This is a genomic window from Streptomyces sp. NPDC006332 (assembly GCF_040612855.1).
Classification (GTDB): domain Bacteria; phylum Actinomycetota; class Actinomycetes; order Streptomycetales; family Streptomycetaceae; genus Streptomyces.
In genome coordinates, this window is record NZ_JBEXRA010000034.1 from 1 (window position 1) to 23,403 (window position 23,403).

A 23,403-nucleotide genomic window follows, 5' to 3' on the forward strand; every position below is an offset into this window, starting at 1 on the left:
GAGAAATTGTCCGCGCCTGCCCGCACCGCGCTCCTTCTCGCCGCCGCCGATGACCGCGGCGATCGCAACACCCTGCGCCAGGCCGGACAGGTACTGGGCCTCGACGCAGTCGCGTGGGACCAGGCGACACACTCAGGCCTGCTCACCACCCGCCCGGACGGCCGGATCCACTTCCGCCACCAGTTGATGGGTGCGGTGGTCTACGAGGAGGCGCCGGCCGCGGACCGGCAGACGGTTCATCGCGCGCTCGCGTCCGTCCTGACCGGCGAGAATGCCGACGAGCTGCGCCCCTGGCACCTCGCCTCGGCTGTAGAAGCCGCGGGCGGACCCGACGAGGAGGTGGCCCGGCTGCTGGAGGAGTCGGCCCACCGCTCCTGGGCCCGCGGCGGCTGCGCCACAGCGGCCCGTGCCCTGCGGCGTGCGGCGAAGCTGTCCCCCTCGATGAACGACGCGGCCAGACGGCTGGCGCACGGAGCGAGGGCGGCCTGGGAGGCCGGCCACGTCGACGTGGCGCGGGGAATGCTGGAGCGGGCCGAAGAATTTTCCTCCGCATCCACGGTCGCGGATCTCAGCCAGGGGTTGCGCGGGCTGATCGAGTTCGCGCACGGCGATGTGGAAACCGCCTGCCGTCAGCTGACCCGGGACATGGAGCGGGTGACCGATGCCGGGCAGGCGTTCAGACTCGGCAGCATGGCGCTGCGGGCGGCGTGGGCGGCCAATCATGGCGAACTGCAGCGCGAGACGCTCCAGCGGCTCGAACGGCGGCTCCCGCAAGGGAACTTCCCGAACGCCGATCTGCTGCCGCTGCTGCGCGAATGGTGGACGGAGGAAGAGGCCGGCGGCGCCGATGACCGCGACCAGATCGTGGCCCCCGGCGCCGACATCCTCACCCAGCTCAACGGCAGTTCCTGGCTCCTGATGCCACCGTCGCCGCTGGCGGTGGCCTGGGGCATCGACTCCTCCCTTCAGGAGGCGCTCCGCCGCGAGACCGACGCGCTGCGGCACACGGACCAGATGACCGCCCTGACCCAGGCGCTGGCCCAGACCGTGGCGCTGGACATCGCGCAAGGCTCCTGGACCTCGGCCACGGCGAACGCCCTTGAGGGGCTCCAAGTGGCCGAGGGAATCGGTGACGACCATTTGGCGGAGCAGTGCCGCGCCGGTCTCGGGTGGCTGGCAGCCGCGCAAGGCGATGAGCAGACCGTCGCAGACTTCGCCGCCCGGACCAACGAGGTGTGGGTGCCGCGTGGGGTGCGCGTCTTCAGCGCTTGCGCGGAGTGGAACCTCGGCATGTCGGCGCTCTTCGCCGGCCGGGCCGAGGAGGCGCTGGACCGCTTGGTCCGGCTGACCGAGCAGAGGCACGACGCGGCACACCCCACCGTCGCCGTGCTCGCCGCGCCCGACACCGCCGAAGCCGCGGTCCAGGCAGGACAGCGAGCGACGGCCGAGGAACAGGCGCGGCTGCTGCGACGGTGGGCCGAACGGACCGGGGCGGCGTGGGCGATCTCCGCGACGCACCTTGTCCATGCCCTGCTGGCCTCCGGAACGGACGCGGAGAAGCAGTTCCGGCTTGCGCTGGATGTTCCCGGAGCCCGGTCGCGGCCCTTCAACTACGCCCGCACGCGCCTGCTGTACGGCGAGTGGCTGCGGCGGGCCCGCCGCCGTACCGACGCCCGGACCCAGCTCGCCGAAGCGGCGGAAACCTTCCGGCGACTGGACGCGGCGCCCCTGCTTGTCCGCACCCGGGCCGAACAGGAGCTGACGGGGCAGCACCAGCGCCGCAACTCACCGGCCCGGGACACCGCAGCCATCCTCACGCCGCAGGAGTTGAGAGTCGCACGGCTGGCCGCGCAGGGGCTCACCAACCGGGAGATCGGGGCTCAGCTGCTGATCAGCCCCCGCACGGTGGGTCATCACCTGGCCAACGTGTTCCCCAAGCTCGGTATCGTCTCGCGCGCCGATCTCGCGCGCATCGACTTCGGGGACGGGCTGCATCTGATCGGCTGACCGCCGCCTTCGGGGAGGGACCGGGCGGCGCGCTGAGGCCCAGTACTGAGGGGGCCTTGCACCATGAGCGCCCGATCAGGTCGCGAGGTCTGGTGCCGTGCGCCGCAAGGCGCCGGAGAGCACGCGCTGGGGGTCCCCCGCGCGAGTTCGGTTCGGGCGTCGGGGAGGAGCTACCAGGGCTTTCGGCAACGCGGCGAGGTGCGGTGCCAGGCCGCGCGACCCGGGCGGACATAGTGCAAGGACCCTAAGTCGCCCTGGCAGTAGCGCTGCGGCGGCAGACCAGTACGGGCCCACCCGCCTTGCCAGCGGCCTCAGGCGGCTGCATGGCGTCACGGTCGCGCCAGCCACCGTGCACCGCATTCTCGTGCGGCGAGGACTCAACCGCGTGCGTGACCGCGACCCGCCGACAGGTGAGCAACTGCGCGACATCATCCGCTACGAGCACGACCGCCTCGGCGACCTGATCCATGTCGACATCAAGAGCTGGGCCCACCCTGTCACGCTCTGCACCTCCCGCCGAAGCGCAGCGTGAACACCACCGCATCACTCAGAAATACCAAGAGCCGACACGCCGTGACGCGCAAAGCACTCCGGGGGAGGGACGGACTACTGAACTTAATCGGGTGATGTCGGGGCGCGCCCACCCCCAGCTCGGCGCTCCGATCGTCCTGGTGGGGGACAACCTGCGCATGCACCTGGTCGCGCCGCTGCGAGAGTTCTTCGAGGCCAACACCACCTGGCTCACCGTTTTCCAGCTACCGACCTACGCCCCGGACCTGAACCCGCAGGAGGGCGTCTGGTCGTTGGTCAAACGCGACATCGGCAACCTCGCCGCTGCGGACCTCAGTCAGATCACCCGCGCCGTGAAGCGTTGCCTCAAAAGGATCCAGTACCGACCAGAGCTGGTCGACGGCTGCCTGACGGCCACGGGGCTGATTACTGGAGGGCTGACGTGCTTCAGTCCGCCCAGTTCGCGTAGTCGCCCATCGCGACGTCGTCACACAGGGTCTCCCATAGCCCGTTGTGTGCGAGCGCGGTGTCATCGAGGGTGGCGAGGAGCTCGCGAAGGTCGTCCGCCGCCTCGTCGAATCTGTCTTCCTCGCCTTCGTAGAACGGGAAACGGGCGATGGTGGCCGCGACGCACCGGTGGAAGGCTCCGAGGTCCCTGTTCACGTGATTGACGGTCGAAGACTCTGTTGTGGGCATGTGCACGATGCGACGCGAAGCCACATCAATGGCGATGTGTCCAAACAGACCGCTGGTCCCGAAGACGACCAACCCGCTCTCGTCGATGCCGCCGAGGACTGCCGCCTCGGTCAGCGGTCGGTACTCGTAACCGATAAGCCCTGCCGGGACGCCGATCTGCCGCAGATCGGCGGCGATCTCAGTGGGCACCTCTGGTGAGCAGCCGATACGGACCACGGCGTACTGGGGCAACGGCAACGGCGGCAGGTCTCGAATCACGCGGACATCGTCCTCGTACTCTCGCGTCATGGGGAAGCCGCGAGCCGGCCCCGCTGCCGAGCGGTAGACCCCGACATCACGGATTCAAGTTCAGTAGCGCCCGGTTGCCGATGGGTCCGATGCTGCCCGGATGTCGTCAGCTGCCAAGGCGGCACTGAACTGCAAGACGTCTGAAGGACTTCCGAAGGAGAGTCCCGTCAGCTTCTCGATGCGCCGAAGCCGCTGGGAGATCGTGTTCTTGTGAACGAAGAGCGCTTGAGCTGCCACATCGGTGCGGCAATCATGGCCCAAGTAGGTTCAGGGTAAGGATCAGGTCTGTCGAGCGTTCGAGCTCGCTCTGGCGCAGTGCCCCCAGCACGCGATCACTGAAGCTCGCGACGGCCCGGTGGTCCTCCAGCTGGAGCAACAGGCCCACCACCCCCAGGTCCTCGATGGTGCGAACCGGCGGAGCATGGGAGCCGCCGAGTTCAAGCGCGCCGCGTGCCAACCGGAACGCCCTGGCCAGGTCTTCTGAACCGCCGGCCGGGGCCACTACCGCGTTTGCCTCGGAGCCAAACGAGGCTCAGTACGGCGACATAATCGAACTGATGTCTGGCATCACCCCCCATGTGCAGGCCGTCCCGCCGACCGCCGTCCAGCTCGATCTCACCTCGGCACTCAGATACTTCGACCTGTCCCCCTACGACGTTCTCCAGTTGGCGAAGATGAGGCTGAAGGCCCTCTACGGCGTCGACAGCAGCGCCGGGCTCGCGAACAACCGCATGCTGGCCGCCATGGCGGCCGACGCGTCCGCGCCGGGAGAGACCACCTGGATCCGCGACGGGCAGGCCGCCACCTGGCTGTACCCCCGCCCGGTCACCGCGCTGCCGGGGGTCGGGCGCGCGACGGCACAAACGCTCAACAGATACGGACTGCACACCATCGGCCAGGTCGCCGACACACCCGCGGCGACCCTGCAGCGACTGCTCGGAGCCGGCTCGGCCCGCCTGGTGGCCGAGCGGGCCCGCGGCCATGACCCCCGTCCGGTCAGCCCTTCGGAGCCGGCAGTACTCCTGGTCGCCGACCTCGTGCTGGAGCGGGACTGCCTTGATCCGGCGTGGCACCACCGGGCCGTGCTGGGACTCGCCGACCAGATCGGCGGGCGCCTGCGCGGCGAGGGCCAGATCGCCGGCCGGCTCACCCTGACCGTGCGGTACGCCGACCGCAGCTCCAGCACGCGTACGCAGACGTTGCCGGAACCGACCAACCACTCACCCGCCCTGGCCGCGACTGCCCTGGGACTGCTGGCCGCCCTCGGGCTGCAGCGGGCGCGAGTGCGAGCCTTCACGGTCCGCGCCGACGGTCTGCTGCCGGCCGGCAGTGCCTACCGGCAGCTCTCTCTGGATCCCGGCGACGCCCGTGCCCACGCGGCCGAAGCCGCCGCCGACCGCGCCCGCCGACGCTTCGGACCCGGGACCGTCCGCCCAGCGACTCTGGCCGACTGACGGCTCGGGCGAGAATCACTGGTTCCCGGCGCCGGCGGCGCGGGTCCCGCCTTCCCGGCCCTGGATCTCAGTTGGCCCACGGTGGAGTGAGGCGTGTGCCGTCGGCCAGTTCCGCCTCCAGGCCGATGGACGTGGTGACCCAGGAGATCGCGGTGTGGTCGGTCGGGTTCTCGATGCCGACGGTCGCTCCGCGGCCGATGATCGCCGTGTCGCCCGCGGTGAGCCGCTCGGTGCGGCCGTCGAGGGTGATCAGCAGTTCACCGATGAGCAGGTGGAAGATCTCCTCGCGGTTGACCGTGTGAACGGGAGCTCTGGTCCCGGCCGGGATCTCAGCCCGCCAGGCGCACAGCTCCTCGCTGCCGGTGAGGGGACTGGCGTACGAGATGAAGCGTGCGCCGTGGATCTCGTGGGAGATGGCTTCCGACGGGCGGACTACGGGCATGGCTGTCTCCTGCGGATGGATGCGGATGGAATAATGGTCAAGCAGTTTGACTATGCGTCCGATGGTCAAGCAGCTTGACCAATTCGTCAAGGGTGTTTGAATGCGTCCGTGCAGAACTCCGACGCCATTGCCCTGTCCGCCGCCCTGCTCGCCGTCTCCGCTGAGCTCACGCAGCGCATTCACGAGGGTGTCGTCGCCCGCGGTTTCGAGGGGGTCAGGCCGGCGCACGGCTTCGCGTTCGCCCGGCTCGCCCCGGGCGGTGCGACGGTCACCGACCTCGCGGCCCATCTGGGAGTCACCAAGCAGGCCGCCAGTCAGCTGGTCGACGAGATCGTGCGCAAGGGGTATGCCGAGCGGCGGCCGCATCCCGAGGATGCGCGGGCCCGGCTGGTCGTGCTGACCGGGCAGGGGTGGGCCTGTACTCGTGCGGCGGAGGAGGCGGCCGCGGAGGCTGTCGGTGCGTGGGCCGCGATCCTCGGTGAGGGCGAAGTGCGCGCGTTGCGTGACCGGTTGGGGCGTATTGCTCCCCGTGGCCCCATCAGGCCCACCTGGTGACGACTCCCCACTGGTGACCGTCCTCGATGGTTACCACTGGAAGTTTTTACTGACGCGTAACTTCACAACGGCACTACTCGTCCGTAACTTGACGAGTGAACAGCATTCTTGTGATCCGGATCACAGGGCGTAGAGCCGTCGCAACTCCCTTGAGCCGCAAGGAGATCACTCGATGCTGCCCTGGAAACGAGTGCTCAGACCCCTGACCGCGCTGCTGCTGACCGCCGCGGCCGCCCTCGTCCCCGTCACCGCCCAGGCGGCCGTCGCCTCCAGCGTCGGCTGGAACGACTACTCCTGCAAGCCGTCCGCCGCCCACCCCCGGCCCGTCGTCCTGGTGCACGGTACCTTCGCGAACTCCGTCGACAACTGGCTGGCCCTCGCGCCGTACCTGGAGAACCGCGGCTACTGCGTCTTCTCGTTCGACTACGGCAAGCTCTCCGGCGTTCCGCTCTTCTACGGCCTCGCTCCCATCGACAAGTCCGCCGAGCAGTTGAAGGCGTACGTCGACAGGGTGCTCGCGGCGACCGGCGCCGAGAAGACCGACATCGTCGGCCACTCGCAGGGCGGCATGATGCCCCGCTACTACCTCAAATTCCTCGGCGGAGCCGCCAAGGTGAATGCCCTCGTCGGCATCGCACCCTCCAACCACGGCACCACACTCTCCGGGCTCACCGAACTGCTGCCGTACTTCCCCGGCATCGCGGACCTGCTCACCACCAACACCCCCGCCCTCGCCGACCAGGTCGTCGGCTCCGCCTTCCTCACCAGGCTCAACGCGGGCGGCGACACCGTGCCCGGCGTCCGCTACACGGTCCTCGCCAGCAAGTACGACGAGGTGGTCACGCCGTACCGCAGTCAGTTCCTGAGCGGATCCGGCGTGCGCAACGTGCTGCTCCAGGACCTGTGCCCGGTGGACCTGTCCGAGCACGTGGCGATCGGACTGTTCGACCGGATCGCGTTCCACGAGGTGGCCAACGCGCTGGACCCGGCCCACGCCGAGCCCACCACCTGCGCGTCGGCGTTCAGCTGAGGGCGCCGAAGCGGCGGCTGGACTGAGGGGCCTGGAGTCTCACGCGTCCGGCCACCAGGTGCGTGCGATGTCCTTGCGGACCTCCGGGCGTCCCGCGGGGCGCTCTTCAGCCTCCTCGCGGACCTGGGAGCCCGTCTTCTTCAGGGGCTTCTGCACGGTCATACGGCGCATGGCTGCCTCCTCCAGGGGCTACCGAGTTCCGCGTTTTCACGGAGGTAGACCTGTGGAGGGAGAGTTGCTCATCGGTTGCCGGTCTGTCAGTGGCCGCTGTCACCATTCGAGTGTCAGTGGCGCGTGTCACTCTTGGGCCCATGACGAACGAGAGTGGTGCCACGACCCCCGCCATGACCTCGACGGATGTCGACTGGGACGCGCGGGCCGAGTCCTTCGACGACGAACCTGACCACGGCCTGCGCGACCCGGAGGTGCGCCGCGCCTGGGCCGAGCGGCTGCGGGACTGGCTGCCCGGACATCCCGCCGACATCCTCGATCTCGGCTGCGGCACCGGCAGTCTGTCGCTCCTCGCGTCCGAGCAGGGGCACCGCGTCACCGGGGTGGACGGGTCCCCGAACATGGTGGCCCTCGCCCGCACCAAGCTCGCCGGGCGGGACGCGGTGTTCCTCGTCGGCGACGCGGCACAGCCGCCGGTGGGGGAGGAACGCTTCGACGTGGTGCTGGTCCGGCACGTGCTGTGGGCGCTGCCCGACCCCGGCCGCGCCCTGCGGCACTGGCGGGAGCTGCTGCGCCCCCAAGGGCGGCTGGTGCTGGTCGAGGGTGTGTGGGGCACGGTCCACCCGGTCGGCATACCCGCCGACCGGCTCACCGCCCTGCTCGCCCCGCTCGGCGGCCGAGTGCGCGTGGAGGGGCTCTCGGACGAAGCGCGGCTGTGGGGGAAGGACGTGGACGACGAGCGGTACGTGGCGGTGGCGACGGTGGAGTGAGGGGTCGGGGTGGAGGCGAGACCTTGGGGGGAGCCCGCCAAGGTTCTCAGTGCCTTCCTAGCCGAGCAGCGCGGTGAGGCGGCCCTCGCGGGCCAGTGCCTCCAGCTCGTCGAGCGCGGCCACGGCGGCGGACGCCGCACCGGGGTCCCGGTCCGCCAGACCGCTCTCGGCGAACTCGTCCTCGTCCAGCCGACGTACGTCCGAGCCGTCGCCGGAGACCCACAGGTCCAGGTCGAGGTCCTCGACGACGAGCTCGGCGCCCACGAGCACGACCGGGCGGGTGATGTCGCAGTACCAGCCCTTCAGTACGCCGGCCCGGTCGCGGACCTCCTTCACGGCGTACCAGCGGTCACGCCAGTAGTGCTCGGTGAAGACATCGCCCGGCTCGAAGCGGACGAAGCCGAAGTCGCGGACGCCCTCACCGGCCCAGGGGGCACGGACCGCGATCCGGGTGCCGTCGTCGTCGAGGAGGCCCGCCTCGTAACGGATCTTCGTGCGGCCCGCCTTGACGAGGACCACCTCCACCACGCGCGCCCCTTCAGCCGAGTTCGCGGACATAACGCCTCTCCGTCGCACAGATCTCATAACCGAACCACTTGTTGATCGCGATCATCGGTTCGTTGCCGGTGTCGTTGCCCGTGAACGCCTCGGTGAGCCCCGCGGCACGGGCACGGTGCAGGGAGTCGGTCTTGGCGAGCTTGGCCAGGCCGCGGCCGCGGAAGGCGCGGGCGGTGCCGGTCATGACGGTGCCGTAGCGGGTGCCGCCGTCCGTGCGGGCCGCGCTGAAGGCGACCGGGACGCCGTCGACCACGGCGACCGAGGTCAGCTCGCGGCTGAGCAGGGGGTGGTTCCAGGTGTCCGCCAGCCAGGCCTCGTAATCGGTGAACTCGTAGGAGATGTCGCTGGGTTCGTCCGACATCGTCTCCGAGTCCAGCACGAACAGCGGGCGAGGGTCGTCGGCGAAGTCGGCGCCCGTACGCAGTTCGACTCCCGGCGGCGGGTCCTGGAGCGGGGGCAGCGTGCCGTGCGCCAGGTCCAGGCGCAGGAAGTGGGCGGCACGGCTGCCGCGATAGCCGTGCCGTTCGGCGAAGGCACGGTTGCCGGGCTCGTCCAGGACCCAGGCGAACAGCTTCGTCGCCCCCAGGCCGGCCAGGTACTCCTCGGCGGCACGCACCAGCTGGGAGCCGGCGCCGCGGCGGGTGCGCTCGGGGTGCACGTACACGTTGACGTAACCCTGGCCCGGTTCCGGGCTGTCGTGCACGATCCCGACCTGGGCCGTGCCGATCACCTCCCCGTCCTCCTCCGCGACCAGGGGCCGGTAGTGGGAGTCGGGATGGGCGTGCGCGATGTCGTAGGCGAGGGAGCCCGGAGTGACGAGATAGAACGGGAGGGCGAGGTGGCGGACACGGGCGAAGCCCTCGAAGTCGGCCTGGACCCCTGGACGGAGGTCGCGCACAGTCATGGTCATATGGGCGCACGCTACGGGGGAGATGCCTACCGGTGCCTCTCATTTTCGCCCGGGTGCGGGACAATCGCCTGCGTGACCTTGAAGATCCACATCGATGAGAGCGCCCCGCCGTACGAGCAGGTTCGGGCGCAGATCTCCGAGCAGGCGCGCTCGGGAGTGCTGCCGGTGGGCTACCGGCTGCCGACCGTCCGCGGGCTGGCCGAGTCGCTGGGCCTGGCCGCGAACACGGTCGCCAAGGCGTACCGCGCGCTGGAGGCGGACGGGGTGATCGAGACGCGGGGGCGCAACGGAACGTACGTCGCTGCCGCGGGCTCGGCGGCGGAACGCGAGGCGGCGTCGGCCGCCCAGGCGTACGTCGAACGGGTCCGGCGTCTGGGGCTGGACGAGAACGCGGCGCTAGTCGCGGTCCGGGATGCCCTGCGGGCGGCTTACCGGGCGGGGTGAGCGGGGGGCGGGGGCTGTCTGGGCTCGGCTACGTCGCTGAAGGGTGAGGCCGGGCGTCGTCGTGGACGCCCGTTCACGGTGTGCGCGTGGGGGGAAGGCCCGCTCTGTCGGCCGCCCTCGCGAAGACCACCGCGTCCCTCACCGCCGCCGCGTTCGGGTCGTTGTTGAAGAACGCGAACACGTCCTCGCCCTCGGACCAGGTGTCCGCGATCCGCTCGGCCCAGGTCTTCAGGGACTGCCTGCCGTAGTGCGGCCAGGCCCGGGCGCGGCCGACGTGGAAGCGGACGTAGCCCCAGTCGGTGGTGCGCCACAGCGGGGTCGCCGGTCGGGAGCGGACGTCGGCCCAGCACAGGGCGGCACCGCGGGCTTCCAGCACCCCGCGCACCTCGGGCGTCCACCACGAGTCGTGGCGCGGTTCGACCGCGACCCTCGTGCCGGCCGGGAAACAGGACAGGCAGCTGTCCAGCAGCCCCGCGTCCGCGCGCAGCGTCGGTGGCAGCTGGAGCAGGACCGGACCGAGCCGGTCGCCGAGGCCCGCCGCATGGCTCATCAGACGGTCCACCGGCTCCTCGGGCTCCCGCAGCCGTTTGATGTGGGTCAGATAACGGCTGGCCTTCACCGCGACGACGAAGTCCGGCGGGGTGCGCTCCCGCCAGGCCTCGAAGGTCTCCCGGGACGGCAGCCGGTAGAAGGCGTTGTTGATCTCGACGGTCGCGAACCGCGCCGCGTACTCCTCCAGCCACAGCCGCGTGGGACACCCGGCCGGGTAGAGCACACCCCGCCAGTCCTTGTACTGCCACCCCGACGTGCCGACGAACAGGGTCATACACCCATCAAAGCACGTGCCCTACAGGTACAGCCCCGCATCCGTCCCCGGCCGGGGCTCCGGCAGCGACGTCGGCGAGGTGCCCCGCCGCAGCGCGTACAGCTCCGCCAGAGTCGCGCCCTCGCGGCCCACGCCCTCCTCGTCGCCCAGCCAGCTCACGGCCTCCCGGCGGGTCAGCGGACCCACCTCGATACGGGCCAGACAGCGGCCCGGGCGGACCACGGCCGGGTGGAGGCGCTCCAGGTCCTCGTTGGTCGTCACACCGACCAGGACGTTACGGCCCTGGCCCAGCAGCCCGTCGGTGAGGTTGAGGAGCCGGGACAGCGCCTGACCGGCGGTGTGCTTGGCCTCGCCGCGGATCAGTTCGTCGCAGTCCTCAAGCAGCAGCAGCCGCCAGCGGCCCTTGCCCGTGCTGTCGTCCTCCCCGATCGCGATGTCCATCAGATAGCCGACGTCGCTGAACAGCCGCTCGGGGTCCAGCACGCAGTCGACCTGGCACCAGTCCCGCCAGGACCGCGCAAGGGTCCGCAGCGCCGACGTCTTGCCGGTGCCCGGCGGGCCGTGTAGCAGCAGCAGACGGCCGGCGATGTCCTCCGGCGTGGTCTTCATCAGGACGTCCATCGCGTCCGCGACCGGCGCGGTGTAGTTGGCCCGCACCTCGTCCCAGGTGCCCGCGGAGATCTGCCGTGTGGTGCGGTGCGGGCCGCGCCTGGGGGAGACGTACCAGAAGCCCATCGTCACGTTCTCCGGCTGCGGCTCGGGCTCGTCCGCCGCGCCGTCGGTGGCCTGGTCGAGGACCTTCTGGGCGAGTTCCGCGGTGGTCGCCGTGACCGTGACGTCCGCGCCCCGGTTCCAGCGGGAGACCAGCAGGGTCCAGCCGTCGCCCTCGGCCAGCGTCGCGCTGCGGTCGTCGTCGCGGGCGATGCGCAGTACCCGGGCGTCGGGGGGCAGCAGGGTCGCCCCGGAGCGCACGCGGTCGATGTTGGCCGCGTGCGAGTACGGCTGCTCGCCCGTCGCGAAGCGACCGAGGAACAGCGCGTCGACGACATCGGACGGCGAGTCGCTGTCGTCGACGTTGAGCCGGATCGGCAGAGCGTCGTGTGGGTTCGCAGACATGACCGCCATGATCCGGCACGTTCGGGTCTCGTGCACCCGCTTTCCGTACTGCACCGGAGTGCACCTGCCGTGCCGTCAGCGCACCGGCCGCGTCCGAGGCACGCCCCGGTGGCGTCGGTGTCGGGTGCGTGCGGTGCGCCCCCTGCGTCTCGGCGTCCGTCCTGTTACAGAGCTGTGCGGCTACGACCTCTGCCCCGCCGGGTGTCCGGCCCGTTACCGTTGCCCTTGATGGGACGTCATGGGTGGAATTCGGGGGCCGGGCGGTGGCGGTTCACCGCGCTGCTCGGTGTGGGTCTGGCCGCGCTGGCCCTGGTCGTGACCCTGCTCAACACGTTTCCCGGTAACGGGGCCGGAACCGAGGGCACCTCGCGCGACGGCGACACGGTGCACGGCACGCCGAGCGCGCCGGCCGGTGCGCCCGAGCCTGACGTGGGCTGGGGCTTCACGCACACCCAGTTCAGCGCCGACGAGGGGGCAGGCGCCGCCACCCGGCGAGTCGAGGGCCTGCTGTCGAAGGCCGGGGGCCTACCGCAGAACCAGCACATCATGGGCTGGGGCGCCGACAACCCCGAGCCGGTGAAGGGCCGTTACGACTTCGGGTCCCTGGACCGCCGGGTCGACTTCATGCGTGCCTCCGGGGCCACCCCGGTGATCACCCTGTGCTGCTCCCCGGACTGGATGAAGGGCGGCAAGGCGGGCGTCGGCAACACGAACTGGAGCCAGGCCGCCCTGGAGACCGCGCCGAGGGCCGACCACTACCAGGACTTCGCCGACCTGGCCGCGACCGTCGCCAAGCGCTATCCCGACGTACGCCACTTCGTCGTCTGGAACGAGTTCAAGGGCTTCTGGAACGACGCCGAGGCCCGCTGGGACTACGAGGGCTACACCAAGCTCTACAACCTGGTCTACAAGGCCCTCAAGGGCGTCGACAAGGACATCGAGGTCGGTGGGCCGTACCTGGTGATGGACAGCGTCGATCCGCGCTCGGCGGACGCCTCGGCCACCTTCAAGGGGCCCTGGGGCGCGATGGACCAGCGGATCCTCGACGCCTTCGCCTACTGGAACCGGCACAAGGCCGGCGCCGACTTCGTGGTCGTCGACGGCTCCAGCTACACCAACGACGACGAGTTGCTGCCCGACGAGTTCGCGGCCACGGACAAGTTCACCGCGGTGGGGACATGGGTGCGGGCCCGCACCGGCGGCCTGCCGCTGTGGTGGGCCGAGTACTACGTCGAACCCGCCGACGCCAAGGACGAACGCAAGGGCTGGTCCGAGACCCGCCGGGTCGCCGTCCAGGCCGCCGGGATGATCGCCATGGTCAAGGGCGGCGCATCCTCCGGCTTCTACTGGAACCCGGAGAGGGAGAACGGCACCGGCTGTCCCGGCTGTCTGTGGACCCCGACCGACCGGAGCGGCGGCGGCGCGAAGCTCCCCCTGTACGACCTGGTCTCCCGCTTCGGTGCCGAGTTCCCGCCCGGTACCGCCTACCGGACGGTGTCCGTCGCCGCGGACGACGTACCCAACGTGCGGGTCCTGGCGACCGACACGGTGGCCCTGGTGGTCAACACCCTCGACCGGCCGATCAGCGCCCAGATCGACGGCAGGCGGTTCACGATGCAGGCGTACGAGGTGAAGTGGCTCGACCGGCGGGCCGACTGAGCCGCTTCACCCCACTCTCCCGGGACCGGGGCGCCCTACTTCATCGTCAGGAACCGCTGGACCAGCGCGGCGAACAGCACCGCCAGCAGCGGCAGCGAGAACCAGAAGCTGCCCTGAAGCCACCGCAGCTGCCGCACACTCGGCCGCACCGCGACCCGCACGACCTCCCGTGCCGTCAGCAGCACGATCAGCGCGAGCGCCCCGACGACCGACCACGGCGTCCACGTCACCTGCGGCCCGATCGGGCCCGGATCCGCGGCGGGAACCTTGCCCTCGGGCTGTTTGCGCAGCGTGTACATCGTCACGTCGTCGTTGACGAGGACCTTGCGCAGCTCCGGCCGCCGGTCCAGGTGCTTGACCAGCCGCGGCTCCCAGCTGTCCGAATAGCCCACGTCCAGCTGGAGATAGACGACCTGGCTGCGGTTGATCATCAGGTACGAGTTCGGGCCCGCGTCCTTCAGAGCCTTGACCAGGCCCGACACCAGCACCGGGTCGGGCGGCGCCAACGTGGGCACGTACTGGACCTTCTCCATGTCCCTGGCGCCCCACGGCATCGCCGGCGTCACGTTGGTCACCGTGTCATTGCTCAGCCACAGCAGCCGGACCGTCGGATCGTCATGGGCGTACACGTAGTCCATGGCCGTGACCTCGCCGGGCCGGATCCGTTCGAACGGCTCGTTGCCCCACCGCGCCACCAGGAAACCGCCCATGAGGACCAGCCCCGCCATCAGCGCGGCCAGCGGGGCGAGGCTCACCCGGTCCTTGTCGCGTTCTCCGGCGGTGACGCCGGTGCGCGGGAACAGGGCGAGTCCGGCGAGCAGGGCCGAGCCGGGCAGCGCGAACATGAAGACGCGCAGCGCCATCTCACCGCCGTACGACTGCATGCCGAAGCCCAGGAACGGTACGAAGGTGAGGACCAGCAGGGACCGTTCGCGGTAGTGGTGCCAGCGTCGGCGCCACCAGCCCCAGCAGGCGAAGGCCATCACCCCGCCGGCCAGCAGCACCCGCACGTACAGCACCAGCTTGTGCGTCGAACTGCCGCCCTGGATCCGGCCGGACACCGACGACGACACGTTGCTGCCGACCCCGCCCACCCCGCCGAACAGTTCGTCGAAGTGCCCGGACCAGTACGGCTCGGCCATGAAGCCCACCCAGGCCGCCACCAGTACCCCGAACAGGACGGGCAGGCCGCGCAGTTCGCTGCGGCCGGCCAGGACGAGCACCGCGAGCACGCCCAGCATCACGAACGGGGTGAGCTGGTGGGCCGGGACGCTCGCCGCGAACAGACCGATCACGATCATCAGCAGCACGGCCCGCTGCCGCCGGTCGGCCGGCTCGACCTCGATCTCGCCCGGGCGCCGCTTCGCCCAGATCACCCCCGGCGCCCGGAACCAGACGAGCAGGATCGCCACGAACGCCAGGTACAGCAGATACGTGAAGCCCTGCGGGGAGAAGTAGTCCTGCCCCACCCAGCCGCTGAGCACGAAGACCCAGATACCGGTCCACTTGGCCCGCCAGCTCGCCCGCATCGAACGCACCAGCAGGAACATCGGGGCCAGATAGAGGAGTTGGACGGCGGTCGGCCACCAGCGGATGACCTCGGTGAGGTCGCCGACCCCGCACGCCCTGGTGACGAACGCGGCCACCGCGAAGAAGCCCGGCCAGCTCCAGCGCGCGTCCAGGTCCGGCACCGCGGACCCGGTCCGGTCGATGTAGTCGAGGAACCCGAGGTGCTGCCAGGCCGTCGCGAACCGTGGTTCCGTCTCGATCACGGCGGGCAGCGCGTGCAGGGAGACGACGGTCGCCAGCAGCGTCAGCAGCAGCAGCGCCCGGTGCTCGCGCCCGAGCCACAGCAGCGACGCGAACACCACGACCAGCAGCGCGGCCCCGACCAGGGTGGGCAGGGGCAGCACGGAGATCAGCCCGAGCCCGCCCATCTCGTCCAGGTCGGCCTCGCCGAGCCGCAGCGCGGGCACCCAGTACAGGAGCAGCGCGGCGGTCAGCAGACAGCCCAGGACCACCCCGGCGCGGGTGGGCAGTCCACGCGCCGGTGCCGCTTCGGCCGCCATGGCCTCCGAGGGTACGGGTGTCTCTTCCCCTACGACCGCCTCGGCTTCCCCCGTGGTCTCCTCCCGCGCCTCGAACGGGGCGTCCACCTCGGCCTCGGCCTGAGCCGGCCCCAGTGACGCCTCGGAGCCCGGCTCCCTCGCCTCGACGGGCAGCCCCAGCTCGGGCTCCCGCGCCCAGGTCGGCCTCCGGTCCTCGGGCGCCGTGGGCGTGCCGGCGGGCGGTGTGCCGGGGCCCGGGCGGACGTCCGGCCGGCGTTCCAGGTGGTCGAAGTCGACATGGATACCGAGAGCCAGGGTGTCCTGGTCGAGCGCAAAGCCGGGCCCGCGCCGCTGTGTTCCGGACGGCGCGGGAACCTCGCGCGCCCCCAGGTCGGCGAGGTCCCCGTCCGGCGCCGCGTCCTCGGGCAGGTCGCCCGACCCGGCCCGAACGGTCCGGTACAGCTTGGGCGCGGCGATCGCCACGATCACCGCGAGCGAGGAGATCTCCGCGACGCCCGCGCCGGTCAGGCCCATCCGGGGCAGCAGCAGCAGTGTCAGACCGAGCACCAGCACGCACAACAGGCCCTGCATCCAGGCCAGTCCGGCGGTGCGGCTCTGCGCCCGCAGTACCGCGAAGTACGTCTCCATGACCACCCGCAGCACCGCGCCGACCGCGAACCAGCGCAGCAGCCCGGTGGCCGCGTCCGCGTAGCCCGCGCCGAACACCCCGAGGATCCAGGGCGCCCCGACGAACAGGGTCCCGGCCACCGGCAGCATGATCCGGGCCATCCGTCTGAGCGCGGCCCGGGTGTTGGAGGCCAGCCGGCGCGGGTCGTGCGAACCCTCCACGGTCAGCGAGGCACCCATGTTGATGGCGAGCAGGTTGACCGTGCCGCCGATCGTGGTGGTGATGTAGAAGTACGCGTTGTCCTCGGAGCTCACCTGCGAGGCGATGATCACGGGGACCAGGTAGACCACGGCCAGCGAGAACAGCGATCCGGTGTAGTCGCCCGCCAGGAACCGACCGATCTCCCTCAGCGTCGGTGGCCTCGCGTGCTCGTCGGTGGCCTCGATGTGCCGGGGCGTCAGCCGCCGGAACACCAGCCAGCCCAGCGGCAGCACGGAGAACGCGATCGCCGCGACCCACGACACGAACACGCCCGACGTCGGGAGGGCCACCGCGAACGCGGCCAGCAGCCCCAGTTTCACCGCGGAGAACACGGTGTTGCCGACCGGTACCCACAGCGCGCTGCGCAGCCCCGTCAGCACCCCGTCCTGCAGCGTCAGCAGCGACCAGGCGACGACGGCCAGCACGAAGCCGAGCCCGTTGAGGGGCCCGTGCAGGAAGCGGTACGACGGCCCCCACAGGTTCAGGGTGAGCAGGAAGACCAGCGCGGCCACCGCCACGACCACCGAACTGCCCGCGTACGTCCGCAGCACGAGCCGCCCGGTGGCCCGGCCCGCGACCGGGATGAAGCGGGCCAGCGCACCGGTCAGGGTCACCGCGGTCAGGCCCGCGAGCAGCTTCATCGCGGCGATCGCGGCGGAGCCCTGACCGACCGCCGACTCGGAGTAGTAGCGGGCGGCGGCCAGCCAGAAGCCGAGGCCGAGCACCGCGGAGATGCCGGTGTTCAGCATCAGCGCGTACGCGTTGCGGAACAGCTGGTTGCCCCCCGGCGACCGGCCGAGGCCGGGCAGCCGGAGCCGGCGCCCCGACCGTTCGGGCGCCCCGGTCGCGGGCGAGGTGTCCTCGGGCGTGGTGTCCTCGGGCGTGGTCGTGGTCGTGTCAGACACGGGAACGGATGGCCTTCCGGCGGACCTGGCGTGCTCTGCGGACCAGGGCGTACCCCTTGGTGAGGGCACGGTCCCCGGCGAAGGTACGGGCGATCGCGCGGCCCTGGACGAGCCGCTCGAACTCCTCGATGCCGGTGCTGCGGCGCACGGTGACCCGTCGCAGGGCGTACGGTCCCTGCCGCCGGTGGGCGAGCCCGTTGCCGACGGCGAGCGCCTGGCCGTACCCCGTCTCCCGCACCGCCTGCCGCACCCGCCGGCTGGAGTAGCCGTAGGGGTAGGCGAACGAGGCCGGGACCGTGCCGAGTTCGTCGGCGACTATCTCCCTGCAGTGGGTCAGCTCGTGGCGCAGCGTGGCGTCGTCGAGCTGGTCGAGCTGCGGGTGGGTATGGCTGTGTCCGCCGATCTCCACGCGGTGAGCGGCGAGTTCGCGGATCTGGTCCCAGTCCAGCATGGTGTCGAGGCCGCCCCCGGTGTCGTACGCGCCGCGGATCCAGCCGGTGGAGACGAACAGGGTGGCCGCGAAGCCGTGCCCCGCGAGCACCGGCAGGGCGTGCCGGTGCACGCCCTCGTAGCCGTCGTCGAAGGTGATCAGGACGGGCCGTGCGGGCAGCGGGCGTCCGGAGCGCCACCCCTCGGCGAGGGCGGCGGTGTCGACGGGGGTGAACCCCAGCTCGCCGATCACGGCCAGCTGCTCGGCGAAGGCCTCCGGGGTCACCGACAACTCCCGGGTGGCGTCGTTCGGTTCGGCCGCGATCGCGTGGTACATGAGGATCGGCACCGGCGCCTCAGCCATCCGCTTCCCCCTCGGTCCCGCCGTCGATCCCGGCCACCGAGAAGGTGGTGGCGGCGCGGCGTGCCCGGACACTGCCCACCACATACCCGCCGGCCGCCGTCAGCACCCCGGCGACGATCGCGCCCGCGCGGCCCGCGCCGCCCGGCCGGGCCAGCACGGCGTCCCGCAGGCCGCGCGCCACCCCGGCCGGCAGTACCCGGGTCGCGTACCGGCGCTCCGACTCAAGTCCCTTGTCCGTCCCCACACTCCGGGCCACCAGCGCCTTCGACAGGCCCTCGGCGTACGCCCGCGTCCGGAAGTACCGGAAGTGCTCACGTGCCTCGGGCACCCGGTGATGGATCACCGCACGGTCGTCGATCAGCAGGATCGCCTCCGGTCTGGCCCGGGTGAGCCGGATGCACAGCTCGGTCTCCTCGCAGCCCAGCGGCCGCTTGTCGCCGTCGCGTCCGATACCGGTGGCGAAGCCGCCCGCCGCGTCGAAGGCACTGCGACGGAAGGAGGCGTTGCCGCCGAGGACGTTGCGCACCCGCACCCGGCCCGGCGGCAGCCCCCGGTAGGTGCAACCGACCACCCAGTCGAACTCCTCCGGGAACCAGGCCGGTCGGCGGCCCGACGCCCAGATCGGCACGGTACGGCCGCCGACGGCCAGCACCCGCGGATCGGCGTAGCCCGCGGCGAAGTGCCGCAGCCAGTCCCGTTCGGCCACGGCGTCGTCGTCCAGGAACGCCACGACGTCGCCGTGCGCCGCGGCGATCCCGGTGTTGCGGCCGGCGGACAGGCCGCGGGGGCCCGCGTTGGCGAGCACCCGCACCTCCCCGGTCCGCTGCGGCTCCTTGTACTCCTTGGCCAGCCGCTCCAGGAGAGCCGCGTTGTGGTCGACGACGAGGAGTGTCTCCCGTGCGGGACGCGATTGCGACCGCACCGAGGCGACCGCCGCGAGGATGTCCTCCCAGCGGTCCTCGGTGTACACGCAGATCACCACGGAGATGCCGGGACCGGTCAAGACGCCTCTCCCCGCACCGAGTCGAGCAGCGGCGAGTGCTGCGGCCGGCGGCGCAGCGCCCGCCGGTTGGAGCGCTCGCTCAGGATCACCTTGAGCACCCTGAGCCCGTCCCGCACGGCCCGCAGGTTGCTGGTGCCGTGGATGCGGAGGTACTCGTGGCTCGGTATCTCCTGCACCTTCAGCCCGGCCTTCACCACCCGGATGTTCATCAGGGTCTCGACCTCGAAGCCGGTGCAGTCCAGCTCGATCTTGTCGAGGCAGTGCCGCCAGAACGCGTTGTAGCCGTAGCACAGGTCCGTGTACCGGGCGCCGAACTTGCGGTTGACCGCCGTGCACAGTGCCCAGTTGCCGAGCTTGCGGATGAAGGTCATGTCGTCGGTGCCGCCGCCGTTGGCGAACCTGGACCCCTTGGCGAAGTCCGCGCCCGACACGAGGGCGGAGACGTAGCTGACGATCTCGTTGCCGTCGGCCGAGCCGTCCGCGTCGACCATCACGATGATGTCGCCGGTGGCGGCCTGGAACCCGGTGGTCAGCGCGTCGCCCTTGCCCCTGCCGCGCTGTTCGACCACCTTGACGTCCGGCCACAGCGAGCGGGCCACGTCGACGGTGTCGTCGGTGGAGTTGCCGTCCACCAGGACCACTTCGTGTATCCAGGCCGGAAGTGTCTTGAAGACATAGGGGAGATTCTCCGCCTCGTTCATGGCGGGAATCACCACGCTCACCGGTGGCGTGATCGCCAGGTGAGAGGAGATCGGCCGGTACGTGCCGGCCGTTGACGGATCCTTGCCCGTACTGGCCGGGCGCAGAACTGAGCTCATGGGTCTGGTCCCTCTCGTCCGGTGGACCGCCCGCCCCTGGGCAGCCCGGTTCTTTGTCCGGTTCGAAAGGGGGGTTCTCACCCGGGGCATGCCGGAAGCGATCTCCGTGCGTGCCGGGTGAGCTGGCAAAGCTGGCCGGCCCCGAGAACGGCAGCCGGTCGCGCGGCACGGCTCGGTCACCACTGCGGTCACCGAGCACGGCACCCCCCTACCGCGCCCCGCGCCGGAATCCATCGCGGACCTGAGCCCTCCCCTGGAGCCGCTTGATGATGGTCCGATGCGGGTGAGATGTACGACGGTATTGACGATTGAGCCTGTATGGCAAGACCTGGAACGAGGCCTCACCTTTTTGTTGGTTTGACCGTTACGGCTCCCTTGCCATCAGCGAGTTGGGACTCTCGCCGCCGCACGGCCCCGCGTGACCGCAGCACCAGGAACGGCAGGAACACAAGAGCGCTGAGGGCGGTCACGGCCACCAGCCCGCCCCGCACCGACCAGCGGTGCACGGCCAGCATGCCCTGCGCCACCAGCATGTTCAGGACGACCGACCCCGCGACCGCGGTCAGCAGACGACCGAACGGCTCCAGCCCGCGCAGGCCCGCCGCGATGGCGGCCGCGGGCGTGGCGAGCAGGAAGAACAGGGTGAGCGGGCCGCGCAGCGGCGAGTGGGAGTCGGCGAAGGCGAACAGCGCGCCGCATCCCGCGACGGCCGTCGCGGCGCCGGCGAGCAGCGGCGACAGCTCTCTTGACGATGACTTGACGCGTATGGTCCGCATTGGCGACTTTGCCCCCCGAAGCGCCGGATGCCGGGCTTCAATGTGGCGCAGCCGCGAGGGGGCCGTCAAGACGCGCACGCCCGCCGGAGGTTCGCGCGCCCGCGGGGGAACGCTGGTTCAGGTCACGGCGAACAGGTCGGGTCAATCTTGCGAACGTCCGAAAAGACTTGGCATGGACACTTCCCGTCCACGCGCGTAGTTGCTACGACGGTGGTGGCAGAGATCCTGCTAAGGGAGGTTCCATGAGATGTTCCCGACTTGCCGTATTCGTCAGCTCTCTCCTCCTCGCCGTCGGCACCGCGCTCACCGGCGCGTCCACGGCTCAGGCGTCCCAACTCGCCTCAACCGGCGGCTATGTGGCGCTCGGTGACTCCTATTCCTCCGGGGTGGGGACGGGCAGCTACCTCTCCGGAAGCGGCGACTGCAAGCGCAGCGCCAAGGCCTATCCGTACCTCTGGGCCGCCGCCCATTCACCCTCGTCCTTCGACTTCACCGCCTGCTCGGGCGCCCGAACGAGTGATGTTCTGGCGAGTCAACTGACCCCGCTCAACTCCGCCACCGCCCTCGTCTCGATCAGCGTCGGCGGCAACGACGCCGGATTCTCCGACGTCATGACCACCTGTGTGCTCCAGTCCGACAGTTCCTGCCTGTCCCGGATCAACACCGCGAAGGCGTACGTCGACTCGACGCTTCCCGGCAATCTCGACAGCGTCTACTCGGCGATCCGGGCCAAGGCACCGGCCGCTCGCGTGGTCGTGCTCGGCTACCCCCGCTTCTACAAGCTCGGCGTCACCTGTCTCGGCCTGTCCGAGACCAAACGGAAGGCCATCAACGACGCGGCCGACTACCTGGACACCGCGGTCGCCAAGAGGGCAGCGGACCACGGCTTCGCCTTCGGCGACGTCCGCTCCGCCTTCACCGGCCACGAGCTCTGCTCCGGCAGCCCGTGGCTGAACAGTCTCAATGTGCTCAACATCGGCGAGTCGTACCACCCGAAGGCGGCCGGCCAGTCCGGCGGCTATCTGCCGGTGTTCACCGGTCTGACCTGACCGTCAGGAAGGTTCCGGCGCCGTCACGGCGTCGCTGACGTGGAGGGGGAGGCCCCGTCCGACGGGGTCTCCGACTCACAGGTCACCGAGAACGGCACCGAGTTGGACGTCGTGTGCACGGGGTCGCGGACCTCGACGCTGATCTCGTTCTGGAAGCTGCCGTTGTCGTCGTTGGTCGTCACGAACGCGGTGTCCTGCTTGGTCCTGCCGCCGCCGTCCGGGAACGACAGGGTCTTCCACCCCGCGTCCATGACCTCGCCGTCCCGAGACACCCAGCGGTAGCTGACCTCGGCCGGCAGCGTGCCCACCGTGAACGTCGCGGTGAACGCGGGCGAGTCGTCCCGCGCCGGCGGGCAGGGGCCGGAGTACTCCGTGTGCGAACCGGCCAGGGAGACCTTCACCGACTGCTGCGGGGCGGCGGACGTGGACTCGCGGGTTTTGCTGGGCGTGGGCTCGGACTTCTCGGTGTCCTTGGGCGCGGTGTCGCTCACCGAGGGCGAAACCGGCGCGGACGTCTCGGTCTTGGTCCCGCCGCCCTCGGTCTTGTTCCCGTCGTCCTGGTTCAGCAGGGCGTACGTCAGCCCCGCGATCGCCAGCGCCAGGGCGGCGATGCCCGCGACCAGCACCACGGCCGCGCGGCGGCTGCGGTGCGGTCCGGTGGGTCCGCCGGGGCCGGTCGTGGTGGGTGTCGTGGGGTCGCCGGTCGGGGCGGGCTGCGTCCACTGCGACGGGCCGGACGAGGTCAACGGCGGCTGCTGAGGGGCCGCGACGGTCGGCGGGTACGCGAACGAGGACTCCGGCCCGAAGCCCGCCCGGGGTGTGCCGCCCGCGCCGATGATCCGCAGGTCCTGCTCGGCCCGCTCGGCCGACAGCCGCTCGGCCGGGTCCTTGCGCAGCAGCCCCTCGATCACCGGGGTCAGCGGACCGGCCCGCAGCGGCGGCGGCAGCTCATCGTCGACGATCGCCCGCAGGGTGCTGAGCGGGGTGTCATGGCGGAACGGCGAGTGGCCCTCGACGGACGCGTACAGCAGGACGCCCAGCGCCCACAGGTCGGACTCGGGCCCGGGCGTGCGGCCCAGCGCCCGCTCCGGCGCCAGGAACTCGGGCGAGCCGATGACCTCACCGGTCATGGTCAGCGCGGAGCTGCCCTCGACCTGGGCGATACCGAAGTCGGTGAGCACGACCCGGCCGTCGTTCGACATCAGCACGTTGGCCGGTTTCACGTCCCGGTGCAGCACCCCGGCCTCGTGCGCGGCCCGCAGTGCGGACAGCACCTCGGCGCCGATGTGCGCGGCCCGCTGCGGGTCGAGCGGCCCCTCCGCGTCCAGCAGTTCGGCCAGGGAGATACCGCGCACGATCTCCATGACGATCCAGGGACGGCCGTCCTGGGTGGCCACGTCGTACACCGTCACCACGTTGCGGTTGGCGACCCGGGCAGCCGCCCAGGCCTCGCGCTCCAGCCGGGCGTACAACCGCTCCAGCTCGGATCCCTGCAGCCCGGCGGGTGCCCGTACCTCCTTGACCGCCACCTCGCGGTGCAGCACCTCGTCACGGGCCCGCCACACGGTTCCCATGCCGCCCTCGCCGAGCGGGGACAGGAGACGGTAGCGACCCGCGATCAGACGTTCACTGCCCGATTCTTCGGACACGGGCGTCCCCCATTCGCATCCGCGCTATTTCTCCACA

The 23,403-nt window shown here is 70.9% G+C and carries 24 protein-coding genes and 1 pseudogene; 10 read left to right on the forward strand and 15 right to left on the reverse strand.

Features of this window, described 5'->3' with window-relative positions; translation table 11 throughout:
* From ABZ027_RS27190 to ABZ027_RS27200, 3 genes and pseudogenes are all read left to right on the forward strand, one after another.
* The coding region (locus ABZ027_RS27190; protein WP_356772796.1) for a LuxR C-terminal-related transcriptional regulator at positions 1 to 2,007 on the forward strand (2,007 nt) is incomplete at its 5' end.
* A 385-nt stretch (positions 2,008 to 2,392) separates the two neighbouring features.
* Positions 2,393 to 2,539 (forward strand): hypothetical protein, encoded by a 147-nt coding sequence (locus ABZ027_RS27195; RefSeq protein ID WP_356772798.1) that lies wholly within the window; start codon positions 2,393 to 2,395, stop codon positions 2,537 to 2,539.
* A gap of 94 nt (positions 2,540 to 2,633) precedes the next feature.
* Positions 2,634 to 2,840: pseudogene (locus ABZ027_RS27200) on the forward strand (transposase); the annotation flags it as partial.
* 124 nt (positions 2,841 to 2,964) lie between these two features.
* On the opposite strand, the gene ABZ027_RS27205 reads toward ABZ027_RS27200, so the two are convergent.
* The 3 genes from ABZ027_RS27205 to ABZ027_RS27215 form a co-directional block, all read right to left on the reverse strand.
* Entirely contained in the window at positions 2,965 to 3,471 is a 507-nt protein-coding gene (locus ABZ027_RS27205) for an SUKH-4 family immunity protein (protein ID WP_356772800.1), read from the reverse strand.
* Between the two features lie 90 nt (positions 3,472 to 3,561).
* Positions 3,562 to 3,738 carry a helix-turn-helix domain-containing protein gene (locus tag ABZ027_RS27210; protein ID WP_356772965.1) on the reverse strand — a complete coding sequence of 59 codons (177 nt, stop codon included), beginning with the start codon at positions 3,736 to 3,738 and terminating at the stop codon, positions 3,562 to 3,564.
* A 13-nt stretch (positions 3,739 to 3,751) separates the two neighbouring features.
* Positions 3,752 to 4,003, reverse strand: coding sequence for a hypothetical protein (locus ABZ027_RS27215; RefSeq protein ID WP_356772801.1), 252 nt, complete (start codon positions 4,001 to 4,003; stop codon positions 3,752 to 3,754).
* 55 nt (positions 4,004 to 4,058) lie between these two features.
* Between ABZ027_RS27215 and ABZ027_RS27220 the strand changes: the two genes are divergently transcribed.
* Complete coding sequence (locus tag ABZ027_RS27220; protein ID WP_356772803.1) at positions 4,059 to 4,955, forward strand: ImpB/MucB/SamB family protein; 897 nt, start codon at positions 4,059 to 4,061, stop codon at positions 4,953 to 4,955.
* Between the two features lie 67 nt (positions 4,956 to 5,022).
* Here the strand turns inward: ABZ027_RS27220 and ABZ027_RS27225 are convergent, their stop codons facing one another.
* Positions 5,023 to 5,397 carry a cupin domain-containing protein gene (locus tag ABZ027_RS27225; protein WP_356772805.1) on the reverse strand — a complete coding sequence of 125 codons (375 nt, stop codon included), beginning with the start codon at positions 5,395 to 5,397 and terminating at the stop codon, positions 5,023 to 5,025.
* 108 nt (positions 5,398 to 5,505) lie between these two features.
* Between ABZ027_RS27225 and ABZ027_RS27230 the strand changes: the two genes are divergently transcribed.
* Together ABZ027_RS27230 and ABZ027_RS27235 are read left to right on the forward strand one after the other, a co-directional pair.
* Complete coding sequence (locus tag ABZ027_RS27230; RefSeq protein WP_356772807.1) at positions 5,506 to 5,952, forward strand: MarR family winged helix-turn-helix transcriptional regulator; 447 nt, start codon at positions 5,506 to 5,508, stop codon at positions 5,950 to 5,952.
* A gap of 172 nt (positions 5,953 to 6,124) precedes the next feature.
* Positions 6,125 to 6,982 carry an alpha/beta fold hydrolase gene (locus ABZ027_RS27235; RefSeq protein WP_356772809.1) on the forward strand — a complete coding sequence of 286 codons (858 nt, stop codon included), beginning with the start codon at positions 6,125 to 6,127 and terminating at the stop codon, positions 6,980 to 6,982.
* Between the two features lie 39 nt (positions 6,983 to 7,021).
* Here the strand turns inward: ABZ027_RS27235 and ABZ027_RS27240 are convergent, their stop codons facing one another.
* A complete protein-coding gene (locus ABZ027_RS27240) occupies positions 7,022 to 7,153 on the reverse strand; it encodes a hypothetical protein (RefSeq protein ID WP_356772811.1) in 132 nt (43 codons plus the stop codon).
* Positions 7,154 to 7,293: 140 nt separating this feature from the next.
* Between ABZ027_RS27240 and ABZ027_RS27245 the strand changes: the two genes are divergently transcribed.
* Entirely contained in the window at positions 7,294 to 7,923 is a 630-nt protein-coding gene (locus tag ABZ027_RS27245) for a class I SAM-dependent methyltransferase (RefSeq protein ID WP_356772813.1), read from the forward strand.
* A gap of 57 nt (positions 7,924 to 7,980) precedes the next feature.
* Here the strand turns inward: ABZ027_RS27245 and ABZ027_RS27250 are convergent, their stop codons facing one another.
* Together ABZ027_RS27250 and ABZ027_RS27255 are read right to left on the reverse strand one after the other, a co-directional pair.
* On the reverse strand, positions 7,981 to 8,481 hold the full coding sequence (locus ABZ027_RS27250; RefSeq protein WP_356772815.1) for a DUF402 domain-containing protein: 501 nt from the start codon (positions 8,479 to 8,481) through the stop codon (positions 7,981 to 7,983).
* On the reverse strand, positions 8,462 to 9,391 hold the full coding sequence (locus tag ABZ027_RS27255) for a GNAT family N-acetyltransferase (protein WP_356772817.1): 930 nt from the start codon (positions 9,389 to 9,391) through the stop codon (positions 8,462 to 8,464). Before ABZ027_RS27255 ends, ABZ027_RS27250 begins: the two co-directional genes overlap by 20 nt.
* Positions 9,392 to 9,463: 72 nt before the next feature.
* Between ABZ027_RS27255 and ABZ027_RS27260 the strand changes: the two genes are divergently transcribed.
* Positions 9,464 to 9,835 carry a GntR family transcriptional regulator gene (locus ABZ027_RS27260; protein ID WP_356772819.1) on the forward strand — a complete coding sequence of 124 codons (372 nt, stop codon included), beginning with the start codon at positions 9,464 to 9,466 and terminating at the stop codon, positions 9,833 to 9,835.
* Positions 9,836 to 9,908: 73 nt separating this feature from the next.
* Here the strand turns inward: ABZ027_RS27260 and ABZ027_RS27265 are convergent, their stop codons facing one another.
* Positions 9,909 to 10,661: a DUF72 domain-containing protein gene (locus tag ABZ027_RS27265; protein WP_356772821.1), complete on the reverse strand. Its 753-nt coding sequence runs from the start codon at positions 10,659 to 10,661 to the stop codon at positions 9,909 to 9,911.
* Positions 10,662 to 10,682: 21 nt separating this feature from the next.
* A complete protein-coding gene (locus ABZ027_RS27270) occupies positions 10,683 to 11,777 on the reverse strand; it encodes a DUF5925 domain-containing protein (protein ID WP_356772823.1) in 1,095 nt (364 codons plus the stop codon).
* Positions 11,778 to 12,005: 228 nt separating this feature from the next.
* Between ABZ027_RS27270 and ABZ027_RS27275 the strand changes: the two genes are divergently transcribed.
* The gene (locus tag ABZ027_RS27275) at positions 12,006 to 13,436 is read left to right on the forward strand and encodes a xylan 1,4-beta-xylosidase (RefSeq protein ID WP_356772825.1); all 1,431 of its coding nucleotides are present in this window, start codon (positions 12,006 to 12,008) and stop codon (positions 13,434 to 13,436) included.
* 35 nt (positions 13,437 to 13,471) lie between these two features.
* Here the strand turns inward: ABZ027_RS27275 and ABZ027_RS27280 are convergent, their stop codons facing one another.
* From ABZ027_RS27280 to ABZ027_RS27300, 5 genes are all read right to left on the reverse strand, one after another.
* Positions 13,472 to 17,278, reverse strand: a complete 3,807-nt coding sequence (locus ABZ027_RS27280; protein ID WP_356772827.1) for a lipopolysaccharide biosynthesis protein — start codon at positions 17,276 to 17,278, stop codon at positions 13,472 to 13,474.
* Positions 17,271 to 18,071, reverse strand: coding sequence for a polysaccharide deacetylase family protein (locus ABZ027_RS27285; RefSeq protein ID WP_356772829.1), 801 nt, complete (start codon positions 18,069 to 18,071; stop codon positions 17,271 to 17,273). Before ABZ027_RS27285 ends, ABZ027_RS27280 begins: the two co-directional genes overlap by 8 nt.
* Positions 18,064 to 19,074, reverse strand: a complete 1,011-nt coding sequence (locus tag ABZ027_RS27290; protein WP_356772831.1) for a glycosyltransferase family 2 protein — start codon at positions 19,072 to 19,074, stop codon at positions 18,064 to 18,066. Before ABZ027_RS27290 ends, ABZ027_RS27285 begins: the two co-directional genes overlap by 8 nt.
* The gene (locus tag ABZ027_RS27295; protein WP_356772833.1) at positions 19,071 to 19,892 is read right to left on the reverse strand and encodes a glycosyltransferase family 2 protein; all 822 of its coding nucleotides are present in this window, start codon (positions 19,890 to 19,892) and stop codon (positions 19,071 to 19,073) included. The genes ABZ027_RS27290 and ABZ027_RS27295 overlap by 4 nt, the downstream gene beginning before the upstream one ends.
* A gap of 341 nt (positions 19,893 to 20,233) precedes the next feature.
* On the reverse strand, positions 20,234 to 20,668 hold the full coding sequence (locus ABZ027_RS27300; protein ID WP_356772835.1) for a hypothetical protein: 435 nt from the start codon (positions 20,666 to 20,668) through the stop codon (positions 20,234 to 20,236).
* A 242-nt stretch (positions 20,669 to 20,910) separates the two neighbouring features.
* Here ABZ027_RS27300 and ABZ027_RS27305 point away from each other — a divergent pair, with 242 nt between their 5' ends.
* Positions 20,911 to 21,717 carry an SGNH/GDSL hydrolase family protein gene (locus ABZ027_RS27305; protein WP_356772837.1) on the forward strand — a complete coding sequence of 269 codons (807 nt, stop codon included), beginning with the start codon at positions 20,911 to 20,913 and terminating at the stop codon, positions 21,715 to 21,717.
* Between the two features lie 23 nt (positions 21,718 to 21,740).
* Here ABZ027_RS27305 and ABZ027_RS27310 read toward each other — a convergent pair whose 3' ends face one another.
* Positions 21,741 to 23,366 carry a serine/threonine-protein kinase gene (locus tag ABZ027_RS27310; RefSeq protein ID WP_356772839.1) on the reverse strand — a complete coding sequence of 542 codons (1,626 nt, stop codon included), beginning with the start codon at positions 23,364 to 23,366 and terminating at the stop codon, positions 21,741 to 21,743.
* Between the last annotated feature and the right edge of the window lie 37 nt (positions 23,367 to 23,403).